The organism is Enterobacter oligotrophicus (genome assembly GCF_009176645.1).
Lineage (GTDB): Bacteria > Pseudomonadota > Gammaproteobacteria > Enterobacterales > Enterobacteriaceae > Enterobacter > Enterobacter oligotrophicus.
In genome coordinates this window covers 1,728,599-1,741,574 of sequence record NZ_AP019007.1, presented here as the reverse complement: position 1 = coordinate 1,741,574, position 12,976 = coordinate 1,728,599, and the positions used below count along the sequence as shown (strand labels likewise).

16 protein-coding genes are annotated in these 12,976 nt (G+C 58.0%); 3 read left to right on the top strand and 13 right to left on the bottom strand.

Going from position 1 to position 12,976, the window contains the following annotated elements:
* Window positions 1-45: 45 nt before the first annotated feature.
* Complete coding sequence (gene rpsU, locus EoCCA6_RS08275) at window positions 46-261, bottom strand: 30S ribosomal protein S21 (RefSeq protein WP_001144069.1); 216 nt, start codon at window positions 259-261, stop codon at window positions 46-48.
* 236 nt (window positions 262-497) lie between these two features.
* Between rpsU and tsaD the strand changes: the two genes are divergently transcribed.
* Window positions 498-1,511: a tRNA (adenosine(37)-N6)-threonylcarbamoyltransferase complex transferase subunit TsaD gene (gene tsaD / locus EoCCA6_RS08270; RefSeq protein ID WP_152082278.1), complete on the top strand. Its 1,014-nt coding sequence runs from the start codon at window positions 498-500 to the stop codon at window positions 1,509-1,511.
* An 88-nt stretch (window positions 1,512-1,599) separates the two neighbouring features.
* Here tsaD and ureG read toward each other — a convergent pair whose 3' ends face one another.
* The 10 genes from ureG to plsY form a co-directional block, all read right to left on the bottom strand.
* Window positions 1,600-2,217 (bottom strand): urease accessory protein UreG, encoded by a 618-nt coding sequence (ureG, locus tag EoCCA6_RS08265; RefSeq protein WP_014071813.1) that lies wholly within the window; start codon window positions 2,215-2,217, stop codon window positions 1,600-1,602.
* Window positions 2,218-2,226: 9 nt separating this feature from the next.
* Window positions 2,227-2,901 carry an urease accessory protein UreF gene (locus EoCCA6_RS08260; RefSeq protein ID WP_152082277.1) on the bottom strand — a complete coding sequence of 225 codons (675 nt, stop codon included), beginning with the start codon at window positions 2,899-2,901 and terminating at the stop codon, window positions 2,227-2,229.
* A complete protein-coding gene (locus EoCCA6_RS08255; RefSeq protein WP_152082276.1) occupies window positions 2,901-3,440 on the bottom strand; it encodes a HupE/UreJ family protein in 540 nt (179 codons plus the stop codon). Before EoCCA6_RS08255 ends, EoCCA6_RS08260 begins: the two co-directional genes overlap by 1 nt.
* A gap of 9 nt (window positions 3,441-3,449) precedes the next feature.
* Entirely contained in the window at window positions 3,450-3,914 is a 465-nt protein-coding gene (gene ureE, locus EoCCA6_RS08250) for an urease accessory protein UreE (protein WP_152082275.1), read from the bottom strand.
* Between the two features lie 9 nt (window positions 3,915-3,923).
* Window positions 3,924-5,627 carry an urease subunit alpha gene (gene ureC / locus EoCCA6_RS08245; protein WP_152082274.1) on the bottom strand — a complete coding sequence of 568 codons (1,704 nt, stop codon included), beginning with the start codon at window positions 5,625-5,627 and terminating at the stop codon, window positions 3,924-3,926.
* Window positions 5,620-5,934 carry an urease subunit beta gene (locus tag EoCCA6_RS08240; RefSeq protein WP_152082273.1) on the bottom strand — a complete coding sequence of 105 codons (315 nt, stop codon included), beginning with the start codon at window positions 5,932-5,934 and terminating at the stop codon, window positions 5,620-5,622. Before EoCCA6_RS08240 ends, ureC begins: the two co-directional genes overlap by 8 nt.
* Window positions 5,935-5,944: 10 nt before the next feature.
* Window positions 5,945-6,247, bottom strand: coding sequence for an urease subunit gamma (locus tag EoCCA6_RS08235; protein ID WP_003862556.1), 303 nt, complete (start codon window positions 6,245-6,247; stop codon window positions 5,945-5,947).
* A gap of 10 nt (window positions 6,248-6,257) precedes the next feature.
* On the bottom strand, window positions 6,258-7,085 hold the full coding sequence (locus tag EoCCA6_RS08230; protein ID WP_152082272.1) for an urease accessory protein UreD: 828 nt from the start codon (window positions 7,083-7,085) through the stop codon (window positions 6,258-6,260).
* A 247-nt stretch (window positions 7,086-7,332) separates the two neighbouring features.
* Complete coding sequence (locus EoCCA6_RS08225; RefSeq protein WP_152082271.1) at window positions 7,333-8,799, bottom strand: MFS transporter; 1,467 nt, start codon at window positions 8,797-8,799, stop codon at window positions 7,333-7,335.
* An 89-nt stretch (window positions 8,800-8,888) separates the two neighbouring features.
* Window positions 8,889-9,503 (bottom strand): glycerol-3-phosphate 1-O-acyltransferase PlsY, encoded by a 615-nt coding sequence (plsY, locus tag EoCCA6_RS08220; RefSeq protein ID WP_152082270.1) that lies wholly within the window; start codon window positions 9,501-9,503, stop codon window positions 8,889-8,891.
* Between the two features lie 107 nt (window positions 9,504-9,610).
* On the opposite strand from plsY, the gene folB reads away from it, so the two are divergent.
* Together folB and bacA are read left to right on the top strand one after the other, a co-directional pair.
* Complete coding sequence (gene folB, locus EoCCA6_RS08215; protein ID WP_152082269.1) at window positions 9,611-9,979, top strand: bifunctional dihydroneopterin aldolase/7,8-dihydroneopterin epimerase; 369 nt, start codon at window positions 9,611-9,613, stop codon at window positions 9,977-9,979.
* A 105-nt stretch (window positions 9,980-10,084) separates the two neighbouring features.
* Window positions 10,085-10,906 (top strand): undecaprenyl-diphosphate phosphatase, encoded by an 822-nt coding sequence (bacA, locus tag EoCCA6_RS08210; protein WP_152082268.1) that lies wholly within the window; start codon window positions 10,085-10,087, stop codon window positions 10,904-10,906.
* An 11-nt stretch (window positions 10,907-10,917) separates the two neighbouring features.
* Here bacA and EoCCA6_RS08205 read toward each other — a convergent pair whose 3' ends face one another.
* Both EoCCA6_RS08205 and EoCCA6_RS08200 read right to left on the bottom strand, forming a co-directional pair.
* Window positions 10,918-12,159 carry a multifunctional CCA addition/repair protein gene (locus EoCCA6_RS08205; protein WP_152082267.1) on the bottom strand — a complete coding sequence of 414 codons (1,242 nt, stop codon included), beginning with the start codon at window positions 12,157-12,159 and terminating at the stop codon, window positions 10,918-10,920.
* Window positions 12,160-12,217: 58 nt separating this feature from the next.
* On the bottom strand, window positions 12,218-12,838 hold the full coding sequence (locus EoCCA6_RS08200) for a TIGR04211 family SH3 domain-containing protein (RefSeq protein ID WP_152082266.1): 621 nt from the start codon (window positions 12,836-12,838) through the stop codon (window positions 12,218-12,220).
* Window positions 12,839-12,976 lie beyond the last annotated feature (138 nt).

Below are 12,976 nucleotides of genomic sequence, written 5' to 3'. Positions count from 1 at the left end.
CGACTATTACTCTGTCTGTAATTGAGGGCTGAGGCCCTCAATTGATTAGTACAGACGAGTACGGCGTGCGTTTTCGCGAGCCAGTTTCTTCGCGTGACGTTTCACAGCAGAAGCCTTAGCGCGCTTACGTTCGGTCGTTGGTTTTTCATAAAACTCACGACGACGAACTTCAGCCAGAACACCTGCTTTCTCGCATGAACGTTTGAAGCGACGCAGTGCTACGTCGAACGGCTCGTTTTCACGTACTTTAATTACCGGCATGTAACTCTCACCTTTGATAAATTCGGTTTGCCGCTGGCATCAACGCCAGCTTATTTCAAAATGGTGCGGAATTTTACTGCAAATGCTGCTGCTTTGTAAAGCACCGATGCGATTTTGAAAGGGACTTTAATAAGGGTGAGGAGTATACACGAGCCTTCTTCCTGGGGCGAACAAAGTTTTACATCGATCCGCATTGGCCCTACACTGCGCGGTATTGAAGCGAGGTAAAACAACTCATGCGTGTACTGGGTATTGAAACATCCTGCGATGAAACCGGCATCGCCATTTACGACGACGAAAAAGGGCTTCTGGCCAACCAACTGTATAGTCAGGTGAAATTGCACGCTGACTACGGCGGCGTCGTGCCTGAACTGGCCTCTCGTGACCACGTGCGTAAAACGGTTCCGCTGATTCAGGCGGCGCTGAAAGAGGCCGGGTTGCGTTCAACCGATATTAATGCCGTGGCGTATACCGCAGGCCCTGGCCTGGTGGGTGCGCTGCTGGTCGGCGCAACGGTAGGTCGTTCGCTGGCGTTCGCGTGGGATGTTCCGGCTATTCCGGTCCACCATATGGAAGGGCACCTTCTGGCACCGATGCTGGAAGAGAACCCGCCTGAATTCCCGTTTGTGGCGCTGCTGGTCTCCGGCGGTCATACCCAGTTGATTAGCGTAACGGGCATTGGCAAGTATGAGCTGCTGGGCGAGTCGATCGACGACGCGGCCGGTGAAGCCTTCGATAAAACCGCCAAGCTGCTGGGTCTGGATTATCCCGGTGGTCCGATGCTGTCTAAAATGGCGTCTCAGGGCACGGAAGGGCGTTTTGTCTTCCCACGTCCGATGACCGACCGTCCGGGGCTGGATTTCAGCTTCTCCGGCCTGAAAACGTTCGCGGCGAATACGATTCGTAATAACGACGACAGCGAGCAGACGCGTGCTGATATCGCCCGTGCGTTCGAAGACGCGGTGGTGGATACGCTGATGATCAAGTGCAAGCGTGCGCTGGACCAGACCGGTTTCAAACGCCTGGTGATGGCGGGCGGCGTGAGCGCCAACCGCACGCTGCGTGCGAAACTCGCCGGGATGATGCAAAAACGTCGCGGGGAAGTGTTCTACGCCCGTCCGGAGTTTTGTACCGATAACGGAGCGATGATCGCCTACGCCGGGATGGTGCGCCTGAATGCGGGTGCGACGTCCGACCTGAGCGTGTCCGTGCGTCCGCGCTGGCCGCTGGCGGAGCTGCCGGAGGCGTGAGTTTTTTTTGCCCGGTGGCGCTGCGCTTACCGGGCCTACAAAACCGTAGGCCCGGTCAGGCGAAGCCGCCACCCGGCAATAAACCACACTACACCCGCAGCATCCCTTTCTCTTCCAGAAACGCAATAATCGTCGCCAGACCGTCACCCGCTTTCAGGTTGGTAAACGTCCACGGACGCTCGCCGCGCATGCGGTTAGTATCGCGCTCCATCACCTCCAGCGAGGCACCCACGTATGGCGCGAGATCGGTTTTGTTGATCACCAGAAAATCGGATTTGGTGATCCCCGGCCCGCCTTTGCGTGGGATCTTCTCCCCTTCAGCCACGTCGATCACGTAGATAGTCAGATCCGCCAGCTCCGGGCTGAACGTGGCGCTCAGGTTGTCGCCGCCGCTTTCCACGAAGATCAGATCCAGATTGCCGAACTTCTCGCTTAACGCTTCAACGGCCGCCAGATTCATCGACGCATCTTCCCGGATGGCGGTGTGCGGGCAGCCGCCGGTCTCCACGCCCACGATGCGCTCCGGCTCCAGCGCGCCCGCTTCAGTGAGAATGCGCTGATCCTCTTTGGTATAGATATCGTTGGTCACCACTGCCAGGTGATACGTGTCACGCATTGCCTTGCAGAGCGCTTCCAGCAGTGCCGTTTTGCCCGACCCTACCGGGCCGCCCACGCCCACGCGCAGGGGATGTTTGTAATCAGCCATGTTGACTCCTCAGGAACGGAATAACCGTGAATATTGTGTTTCGTGGCGGGCAGAGGCGATGGCGGAAAGCGGCGTTGCCGCACCCAGCGCGTCGTCGCCACGCAAAAATGCCTGTTCAAGCCCGGCGGCGAAATGGTCGCTCAGATCGATAATCAGCTGCTGCGCGGCCTGCTGCCCAAACGGCACGAGCTTGACGCCCGCCATCACCGCGCTCTCAATCCAGCTGTAGCCCAGGCTCAGCGCCAGCTCGCGCGCACCAATGCCCCAGTGCACGCCGAGCCAGGCCATACCCGTGAGCTGGCTTTGCATAAACAGCGGCAGCCACGCTGTGGGGCAGTCCGGCTCCCAGCTTTTGACCAGCCGGGTAAAGGCCATACCGCGATTACGTTCTTCTTCGCGCAGTTCGCGCGTTTCCCGGCAGGCGAGCAGGTATGCCGTCCAGCGTTTTGCCGCCGCCAGATCCTGCTGCTTGCAGGCCTGATAAAGACGAAGGAAAAGTGGCAAATCGACGCAGAAAAAGCTCTGCTCCATCTGCTGGGTTTGCCAGCGTTTGAAGGCATCGACGTTCGTCACCCAGCCCGCCTCAACGGCCCACTCCAGCCCCTGCGACCAGGTAAACGATCCGATCGGCAGGCTGCTGCTGGAGAGCTGCATCAGACGCAGCCACTGTCGGGCGTGCTCCATCAGCTCATCAGCGCCAGCAGGGCAGAGACGATCAGCCCACCGCCGAAGGTTTTACGCAGCCCGTCGTGGCGGCGCAGTAGTAACCCTGCGGCGAAACTCGCGCACAGCACCGTGGCGCTGGCGAACATAAACCCGCTGGTGAAGAGCCAGAAGCTGTGGCCGGACATCTCCACGCCGTGCGCCCAGCCGTGGAACATCGCCAGCGCAGGCACCGCCAGCAGCAGGCGGTTTTCGGTTTTAAACATCATCACGCCGCAGACCGCCAGCGAGGCGATAATCAGCATCTCCATGCCGCTAAAGCCACCGAGCAGGCTGCCTGCGACCGCACCTGTCAGCATCATGCCGAGGGTGGCAAACGGCAGCAGCAGCTTGCGGCCGCTCAGCGCAGAAAGTACGCCTGCGCCTGTCAGCATCAGCAGGTGATCGAGGCCCGTTAACGGATGGAAAAAACCAGCCTGAAAACTGTCGGCACCGTGCCCCGGATGCGCCAGCGCCGGAAGGGAAAAGGCCAGAAGGAGCAAGGGTAAATACTTACGCATGGGTAATCCTTAATGTGAATGAGCGTGAGAGTGACTATGGCTGTGGGCATCGCTGGTGTAAGCGCCCGCTTCCGGTTCAAACGGCAGGTTGGCGAATGCCACTTCCAGCCCGAACTGGCGCAGCATATCGTCGAGAACGTGGTCGTGGTGATAGCGCAGTTCACCGGGCATGATCTGCAGCGGCACGTGGCGGTTGCCCAGGTGATAGCAGGCGCGGGCGAGCAGGAACGGATCGGCGCAGCGCACCACGGAGACCGACTCTGCTGCAGCGATCACTTCAATCACCTCGCTGCCGTCGTCGGTGGTTAGCAGATCCCCGCCGCGCAGCAGCAGACCGCGCGGCAGCATCAGCCCCGCTTCGCGTCCATCGTTCAGCGCCACGCGGGCGCGGCTTTTCACCCGCACATCAATCGGCAGCGTCACGCTGGCGGTGACGGGGTGGGCGTGGTCCAGACGTTGAGTTAAATAGATCATCATCACTCCTCAAAACAGGAAATAGCGTTGCGCCATCGGCAGTACGTCAGCCGGTTCGCTGGTAATCAGTTCACCGTCAACACGCACCTCGTAGGTTTGAGAGTCAACGGTGATATTCGGCTGCAGGTCGTTGTGGATCATGTCCGCCTTTTTCACCGTCCGGCAGCCTTTCACCACGGCAGTTGCGCTCTGCAGGTTGAGCTGCTGCGGTATCCCCTGCGCGTCAGCCGCCTGCGAGATAAACGTCAGACGGGTGGCGTGACGCGCGGCACCCAGCGCGCCAAACATCGGACGGTAATGCACCGGCTGCGGCGTGGGGATGGACGCGTTGATATCCCCCATCGGCGCGCAGGCGATCATCCCGCCTTTGACAATGGTGGCGGGTTTGACGCCAAAGAACGCCGGGGACCAGACCACCAGATCCGCCAGCTTGCCCGCTTCAATCGATCCCACTTCATGGGCGATGCCGTGAGTGAGCGCCGGGTTGATGGTGTATTTGGCGACGTAGCGCTTCACGCGGAAGTTATCGTTATCGCCCGTCTCTTCCGGCAGCGCGCCGCGCTGGATTTTCATGCGGTGCGCCACCTGCCAGGTGCGGATAATCACTTCCCCCACGCGGCCCATTGCCTGGGAGTCTGACGAGGTGAGCGAGAACGCGCCGATATCGTGCAGCACGTCTTCAGCGGCGATAGTTTCGCGGCGAATGCGCGATTCGGCGAAGGCCACATCTTCTGCGATATCCGGGTCAAGGTGGTGACACACCATCAGCATGTCGAGATGCTCGTCGATGGTATTCACCGTGTACGGCAGCGTCGGGTTGGTGGAGGAGGGCAAAATATTCGGGTGCGCGCAGGCGGTGATGATATCCGGCGCATGGCCGCCGCCCGCCCCTTCGGTGTGGAAGGTGTGGATGGTGCGCCCGCCGATGGCGGCCAGCGTGTCTTCGACAAATCCGGACTCGTTCAGCGTGTCGCTGTGCAGCGCCACCTGAATGTCCATCTCTTCGGCCACCTCCAGCGAGCAGTTGATCGCCGCTGGCGTCGCGCCCCAGTCTTCGTGGATTTTCAGCCCGATCGCGCCCGCCGCGATTTGCTCGCGCAGGGCATCAGGGTTCGAGCCATTACCTTTGCCGAGCAGACCGATATTCACCGGCAATGTATCCGCAGCCTGCAGCATGCGGGCGATATACCACGGCCCCGGCGTGCAGGTGGTGGCGTTGGTGCCAGCCGCCGGCCCGGTACCGCCGCCGATCATGGTGGTGACGCCGGAGACCAGCGCCTCTTCCGCCTGCTGCGGGCAGATCCAGTGAATGTGGGTGTCGATCCCGCCCGCGGTGACGATCTTCCCTTCGGCGGCGATCACTTCCGTCGCGGCACCAATCGGGATCGTCACGCCGGGCTGGATATCCGGGTTTCCGGCTTTGCCGACTGCGAAGATCCGCCCGTTCTTCACGCCGATATCGGCTTTCACGATCCCCCAGTGATCGACAATCAGCGCGTTGGTCAGCACCAGATCCACGCAGTCGACAGCCGTCATCTGCCCTTGGCCCATGCCGTCGCGGATCACTTTTCCGCCGCCGAACTTAACCTCTTCGCCGTAGATCGTGAGATCGTTTTCCACTTCGATCCACAGCTCGCTGTCGGCCAGCCGCACTTTATCCCCTGTAGTGGGGCCGAACATATCGGCATACGCCTGACGGGAAATCTCAGCCATTTTTCACCTCGCCCATCACCTCACCGCGAAAGCCGACAATGCGCTGCGCGCCGGTGACCCGAACCAGCGTCACTTCGCGCTTCTGGCCGGGTTCAAAACGCACGGCAGTGCCCGCCGGAATATTCAGCCGGAAGCCTTTAACGGCTTCCCTGTCGAATTTCAGCGCCGGGTTGACCTCGTAAAAGTGGTAGTGCGAGCCCACCTGGATCGGCCTGTCACCGTGGTTTTCGACGATCACGATTTGCGTTTCACGCCCGACATTGATGGGGATGTTTCCGGGTTTGATCTGGTATTCGCCTGGGATCATTGCAATCTCCTTACACGATCGGGTTGTGAACGGTGACGAGCTTTGATCCGTCCGGGAAGGTGGCTTCTACCTGGATATCCGGGATCATCTCCGGCACGCCCTCCATCACCTGATCGCGCGTCAGGACATGACGACCTGCCTCCATTAACGACGCGACAGTTTCGCCATCGCGCGCGCCTTCCATAATAAAGGCGCTGATCAACGCGACCGATTCCGGGTAATTGAGTTTTACCCCGCGCGCGAGTCGACGTTCGGCAACCAGCGCGGCGGTAAACAGCAACAGCTTGTCTTTTTCTCTGGGGGTCAGTTCCATAACGTTTCTCTTATGTCTGCCAGATACGCGGTGAACAGGCGGTTTTGGTGGTTAAAAGCGGGCGAAGCGACTGCCAGATATCGCGCATCACCCGCTGGCAAATCAGGTTGTCGTGGGAGAGAAATCGCACCGACAGCAGGCCGTCGGTGAGGGTAGCGCCGGAAAATTTGTCCAGCGGAGTGAGCCACTCTCGCACTGTGTCAAGATGGTTTTCCGTCGCCGGATAGAACAACAGCGTGCCGACCCACGGGTGCCCGGCGACGGACGTCAGATCGCCACCGCTGAGATGCTGGCGCTCAATCAGTAAGGGTTCATCCTCAAGCCAGACTTCAAGGCGGCTCTCAAGCGTGCCGTGACTGAAAGTTTCGTTAATCACCGGGCGACCGAGGCAGTAAAGCTCCCACGCCAGCAATGTGCTGGAGGCGCGCAGGTGAAAGACGGAACGCAGCGCGGCATTCGCGCCGGGAAAGATAATGGTGTCCTGCGGCAGCCACTCCAGCGTGGCATCTTCGTCGAGGTAAAAATGCTGGGTCAGACAAGCCAGCGGGCCGCTGCTGCGATAGAACTTACTGGCACCGGGCATGGTGACAAGCGCGTGGCTTTTGCCATCCAGCCGAACAGAAATATCCAGCGTATCGCCGCCGACAATCCCGCCTGGTGGGTGCAGCAGATAGAGGTGGCAGGTTTCGCCTTCGGGATAAAACGGACGCTGGACGGTAAGAGGCCCGACGTGGTGAGCAGAGTGCAGGAGGGTTTTCTCAGGGGTGTGACAAAACTGCAGGGCAAGCGAGGCCTGCCAGCCTTTATACGTATTATCAGTGACCTGAGCTGCTAACATGCTGCATCCATCTGCGCATCATCGGGGTCGTTTCAGTATGCCCTGGAGGAAATGAAGGCTGTCATATGAGTCGCTTATGGATAAAAAAACCGGCTCATGTGAGCCAGTTTCAGACTGTTGATAATGTGCATTTTGTGAGTTTCGCCCGGCGGCGCTACGCTTGCACGGGCCTACAGGGGATACGCAATTTATTGTTATCGTGGTGTATTGTAGGCCGGGTAAGCGCAGCGCCACCCGGCAAGAAAGGCTAGCGATAATCCTCCGCATCCACGTCATAGCCGGACGGCTCCCAGCGGATCGCCAGCAGTGACGCCAGGCCGATAAACGGTGCCAGGGCGATCACCCAGAACACGGCGGTATCCAGCGAGGCGACCAGCAGCGGGAACAGGAACAGTGAGAGCGTTGAACTGCTGCGCATCAGCGTCTGGTTTAAGCCGACGCCCACGCCGCGTAGCGAGGTCGGGTAGCTCAGAGAGGCAAACGTCATGGTGTGCGCCCCCGGCCCAAAGCCCTGACCAAACAGGAACAGCGCCAGCATCGCGACGGCGAGAACGCCTTCGGTTGATCCTTCCGGGCGGCCAATGAGCGCCAGCCCGAGCAGGGCAACAAGCTGGCAGGCATAACCCGCAAGCGACATCCGCCACGCACCGAAGCGCGGAACATAGCGCACCGCCAGCAGGCCACCGACAAACGCAAACAGCAGGTTAAGCGCCAGCGAGATCAGAATGGTGGTCAGCATCGACTGCACAAAAAAGCTGGAGATGATCACCGGCAGACCAAAGGCAACGGCGTTATAGGCGAATGAGGAGACAACCGACAGCAAGGTAGCCAGCGTCGTGCGCCGTAAATAGATGCCGCGGAACAGATTCAGGTAGTTTGACCATTTTGCCTTGTTGACGACAGGTGCTGGCTGGCTGAGCGCATCCTGCGGCACGTGGGCGTTGATGTTATATGACTGCCGCAAGATGGACGCTGCCTCTTTCAGGTTCCCCTGATTCGCCGCCCAGACCGGGGACTCACTCATGTAGCGGCTACGGATGGCGATAATCACCAGCGCCGGTACCGCACCGAAACCGAGGATCAAGCGCCAGAGCCAGTCGCTGTGGCTTTCGGGGAGCACGGCATAGAAGAAGAGCACCAGCAGATAAGAGATACTGATTGCCGCATACCAGGTGGGGCACCACATTGCGACGCTTGAGGCTTTGTTGCCTGGGCCTTTCAGCCTGGCGAATTCGCTCAGAAACGCCATTGCCACGGGAAGGTCGATCCCTACACCGAGGCCCATCACAAAACGCGCGCCCGCCAGGACATATTCATTCGGAGCCAGCGCACAGGCGATGGCCGCTACGACGAAGAACACCATGTCAGCCATAAAGACGCGGTAGCGCCCGATTTTGTCGGTGAGATAGCCGCCCAGCAGCGCCCCGACAATGGCACCAAACGTAATCGCCGAGGCCACCATGCCGGTACCTGCCGGTGTCAGGTTAAATTCGCGGGTAATGTCTTTGATGCCGAAGGCCAGCGCGCCGAGGTCGTATGCATCAAGGAAAATACCGCCTAATGCGATACCGACCACGATACGGGCATTGGCCCGACCCTGAGAACCGTCATTAACGAGACGTGAGACATCCGATGCGCTGCGTACCCACTTGATGTCGCCATCCGGGGTATTTCCTGCCGTTGAAAGGGGAGTAGTGTCTGTGATTTCTGCCATTTTCTTTTTTATGTGGTTGTGTTGTGTACCTAACAGTTACCACAGGCAGAAGGTGACCAAAATCACATTTGGTTATAAGGCATAACTATTTATTTAGCGTCTTTCTTCTTTCGCTTGAGTTTTGTCCAGATCCTGGTTTCCTGGCGACGCCACAAGCGCTGGATGTTGTCGTGATGACGCAGCAGGATCAGGCAGGAGAGCATCGACACCGGGAAAGTGAACTGGGGTTTGAACCACCACACGTAGAACGGCGCGATCAGCGCGCTGACAATCGCACCCAGCGACGAGTAGCCACTCAGAAGAATCGTCAGCAGCCAGGTCCCGGCCATCACGCCGGTGAGGTCCCAGCCGATAGGCGCTATGGCACCAAAGGCGGTGGCCACGCCTTTACCACCTTTAAAACCGAAGAATACCGGCCAGATATGACCGACGCAGGCCGCGATAGCAATCAGCCCCAGCCAGAATGGCGTGACGCCCAGTGCATACGCGCCCCAGACGGGAAGCATCCCTTTCAGAACATCAAAAATCAAAACCGCTACGGCTGCTCCCTTGCCGCCAATTCGTAGTACATTGGTCGCCCCTGGGTTCCCGGAGCCACTTTCGCGTGGGTCAGGCAATCCGGCGATGCGGCAGACCAGAATGGCGCTGGAGATTGAGCCGCAAAGGTAGGCAAGGAGGATCATTCCAGGCGCGATTGCACTCATAACGCTGTTCCGTTTTGAAAATGTATCTGTATTCTCAGCATCTGTGGATAATACGCATAATTCGCCGGAAGTGGTATCCGGTTTAGCCAAAAAGCAGGCAGGTCGTGATGGATATTGTATTTATAGAGCAACTTTCGGTAATCACCACTATCGGTGTTTACGACTGGGAACAGACCATCGAGCAAAAGCTGGTGTTCGATATCGAAATGGGCTGGGATAACCGTAAGTCCGCAAAAAGCGATGACGTGAATGACTGTCTGAGCTATGCCGATATCAGTGAAACGGTCATCGGCCACGTAGAAGGGCAACGTTTTGCGCTGGTGGAGCGTGTGGCAGAAGAAGTGGCTGAACTGCTGCTGAGCAAGTTCAACTCACCGTGGGTGCGCATCAAGCTGAGCAAGCCGGGGGCGGTGGCGCGCGCGGCCAATGTGGGTGTGATTATTGAGCGTGGCAAAAATCTGAAAGCAAAGATTTAACGTCATAATCGCTAAACCATTTTCTGTTATACCGGTCTTAAAGCTGTATCTTTCACGGTAGCCCTGGTGGACACCGTTTTTTTATATTTTTTTAGGGGTTTATAGATGAGCGATATGCACTCGCTGCTGGTGGCGGCAATACTGGGTGTGGTCGAAGGATTGACGGAGTTTTTGCCGGTTTCCAGTACGGGCCATATGATTATTGTTGGCCATCTGTTGGGGTTTGAGGGCGACACGGCAAAAACATTCGAAGTGGTGATTCAGTTGGGTTCTATTCTGGCCGTCGTGGTGATGTTCTGGCGTCGTCTGTTTGGTCTGATTGGCATTCACTTTGGTCGTCTGCCGCAGCGCGAAGGGGAAAGCAAAGGCCGTCTGACGCTTATCCATATTCTGCTTGGGATGATCCCGGCGGTAGTGCTGGGGCTGATTTTCCATGACACCATCAAATCGCTGTTTAACCCAATCAACGTGATGTACGCGCTGGTGGTCGGTGGCTTCCTGCTGATCGCTGCGGAAATGCTGAAGCCGAAAACGCCGCGTGCGGAAGGTCTGGACGATATGACGTATCGCCAGGCGTTTATGATTGGCTGCTTCCAGTGTCTGGCTCTGTGGCCGGGCTTCTCGCGCTCAGGGGCAACAATCTCTGGCGGGATGCTGATGGGCGTGAGCCGTTATGCGGCCTCGGAGTTTTCGTTCCTGCTGGCGGTGCCGATGATGATGGGGGCCACCGCGCTGGATCTCTACAAAAGCATTGGCTTCCTGACCGTGGGCGATATCCCGATGTTCGCCGTGGGCTTTGTCACCGCCTTTATCGTGGCGCTGATTGCGATTAAAACCTTCCTGCAGTTGATTAAGCGTATCTCGTTTATTCCGTTCGCGATCTACCGCTTTATTGTGGCGGCAGCCGTCTACGTGGTCTTCTTCTGACCAACCAGCCCTCAGTCTTTCGGCTGAGGGCAACGCTGTTCCTTCCACGCCGCTACCGCATCAATCCGCCGTTTCGTCAGCTCTTCCCGAATCTCCGGCCCTTTAAATCCAGCGTCGACCACGTCTTTCGTTGGCACCGCTTTTGCCACTTTCCACGCTTCGCGCAGCAAACGTCCCTGCGGGTAATCACTGGCTTCAAATCCGGTGCGTCCGCGCACGTCCGCCTCGCTGGTCAGCGCAATCTGCTCTACGCGCTGAGGCTTGCGCCAGGCGTCGATGTTATCGAACAGCTTCACGATGGTGGCCGGTTTCAGGATCGGGAAGGTATGGATCAGGTCGTGGAATTCCGCCACCAGTTTTGCCAGGTCACGGATCTCGTTCGGTACGCGCAGACGCTGGCAAAGCCCTTCGACCAGCTTCACGCCTGCCGGACCGTGCCCGTGATGGCGGGGCCAGAATTCTTTCGGGGTTAATCCCTTACCGAGATCGTGGCAGAGGGTCGCAAAACGCACGTCCACGTCCGGGCTGAGCATGGCGGCCATGCTCAGCGTCATCAGGGTATGAATACCGGTGTCAATTTCCGGGTGCCATTTCGCCGGAGCCGGAACGCCAAACAGTTTATCCACTTCCGGGAACAGCACCTTCAGCGCACCGCAGTCGCGCAATACCTGGAAATAGACCTGCGGATTGCGTGTGGTAAGCGCGTTTTCCGTCTCTTTCCAGACGCGTTCTGGCGTCAGGTGCGCCAGTTCACCCGCTTCGGTCATCGCCGTCATCAGCGCCATCGTCTCATCGGCAATGCGGAAGCTAAGGTGTGCGTAACGGGCAGCGAAACGCGCCACGCGCAGCACGCGGAGCGGATCTTCAGAAAAAGCAGGCGAGACGTGACGTAAAAGACGGTTGCGCAGATCGTCCTGGCCACCGTAGGCGTCGATAATCTGGCCGTCTTCGTCTTGCGCCAGCGCGTTAATGGTGAGATCGCGGCGCAGGAGATCTTGCTCCAGCGTCACGTCTGGCGCGGCATAGCAGGTAAAGCCGGTATAACCTGAACCGGATTTTCGTTCGGTGCGCGCCAGGGCGTACTCTTCACGGCTTTTCGGGTGAAGAAACACAGGAAAATCGCGGCCTACCTGCTGGTAGCCCGCGTCAAGCATCGCTTCGGGCGTGGCACCCACCACAACCCAGTCCTTATCTTTGACCGGCAGACCTAACAACGCATCACGTACCGCACCACCGACCAGATAACTCTTCACACCAACACTCCCTTTTCTCTTTTCCAGGATAATACGTAAGTGTGGCAGAGAAGACGAGTTAGTTCATCCAGCGGTCTTTACGCTTGCGGCTTGGAATGAGGTGAGGAAGCACCAGACCCAGCACCAGGCCTACGCCCAGCACGCCGCCGCCATACATAAACCACTGCATGATGATGGTGCGCTGCTTGTCATCAAGCTGCAGGTTAGCGGCATTCACTTTCTTCTGCGCGACAATCAGCTCGTTTTTCAGCTTCTGGTTTTCGTCCTTCAGACCACTGATCACGCTGTCGCTCTGCGCCACTTTCTGCTGCATTTCTGCAGTGCGCTGATTCCATGTACCGTCAATATTGTTCAGCTTGTCGGTCAGGGTTTTGACCTGGTTTTCCAGATCCGGCACGCGGGTGCGCAGGCTGGGCACGTTGCTCAGCTCTTTCAGGGGTATCCAGGAGGTGCGGCCGGTGCTGTCGCGAACCTGGCCATAGTTGGTGTCTGCATTGGTCTGTAACAGCGTGACTTCCTCGCCGGCATTAACCGTACCCACGAGGCGATAATTATCTCCGGGACCGCTGCGTACCCAGGTGTTCAGTTCGTCAGAAACGTAACGTTTCTCTTCAGCGTGGACCGCGGTTGCGGCGCTAAAAGCGAGTAAAGTAAGTCCAATCAGGCGTAATTTAAGCATATCAGTCGTTATTTTCATAAAAAGTGGAACGATAGTAGTGGCAACAGTGTCTCTACGCAAAGGATTCATCATCAATCGGAATCATCTGTGTCCTGGTTTCCACTGCTTTAAACTTTTACGCCCGTCAAATTGCTCATT

What these genes read in the sequence shown, in the direction of transcription:
- rpsU (WP_001144069.1), bottom strand. Translation starts at nt 261, where the DNA reads ATGCCGGTAATTAAAGTACGTGAAAACGAGCCGTTCGACGTAGCACTG.
- tsaD (WP_152082278.1), top strand. Translation starts at nt 498, where the DNA reads ATGCGTGTACTGGGTATTGAAACATCCTGCGATGAAACCGGCATCGCC.
- ureG (WP_014071813.1), bottom strand. Translation starts at nt 2,217, where the DNA reads ATGGCTGATTACAAACATCCCCTGCGCGTGGGCGTGGGCGGCCCGGTA.
- EoCCA6_RS08260 (WP_152082277.1), bottom strand. Translation starts at nt 2,901, where the DNA reads ATGGAGCACGCCCGACAGTGGCTGCGTCTGATGCAGCTCTCCAGCAGC.
- EoCCA6_RS08255 (WP_152082276.1), bottom strand. Translation starts at nt 3,440, where the DNA reads ATGCGTAAGTATTTACCCTTGCTCCTTCTGGCCTTTTCCCTTCCGGCG.
- ureE (WP_152082275.1), bottom strand. Translation starts at nt 3,914, where the DNA reads ATGATCTATTTAACTCAACGTCTGGACCACGCCCACCCCGTCACCGCC.
- ureC (WP_152082274.1), bottom strand. Translation starts at nt 5,627, where the DNA reads ATGGCTGAGATTTCCCGTCAGGCGTATGCCGATATGTTCGGCCCCACT.
- EoCCA6_RS08240 (WP_152082273.1), bottom strand. Translation starts at nt 5,934, where the DNA reads ATGATCCCAGGCGAATACCAGATCAAACCCGGAAACATCCCCATCAAT.
- EoCCA6_RS08235 (WP_003862556.1), bottom strand. Translation starts at nt 6,247, where the DNA reads ATGGAACTGACCCCCAGAGAAAAAGACAAGCTGTTGCTGTTTACCGCC.
- EoCCA6_RS08230 (WP_152082272.1), bottom strand. Translation starts at nt 7,085, where the DNA reads ATGTTAGCAGCTCAGGTCACTGATAATACGTATAAAGGCTGGCAGGCC.
- EoCCA6_RS08225 (WP_152082271.1), bottom strand. Translation starts at nt 8,799, where the DNA reads ATGGCAGAAATCACAGACACTACTCCCCTTTCAACGGCAGGAAATACC.
- plsY (WP_152082270.1), bottom strand. Translation starts at nt 9,503, where the DNA reads ATGAGTGCAATCGCGCCTGGAATGATCCTCCTTGCCTACCTTTGCGGC.
- folB (WP_152082269.1), top strand. Translation starts at nt 9,611, where the DNA reads ATGGATATTGTATTTATAGAGCAACTTTCGGTAATCACCACTATCGGT.
- bacA (WP_152082268.1), top strand. Translation starts at nt 10,085, where the DNA reads ATGAGCGATATGCACTCGCTGCTGGTGGCGGCAATACTGGGTGTGGTC.
- EoCCA6_RS08200 (WP_152082266.1), bottom strand. Translation starts at nt 12,838, where the DNA reads ATGCTTAAATTACGCCTGATTGGACTTACTTTACTCGCTTTTAGCGCC.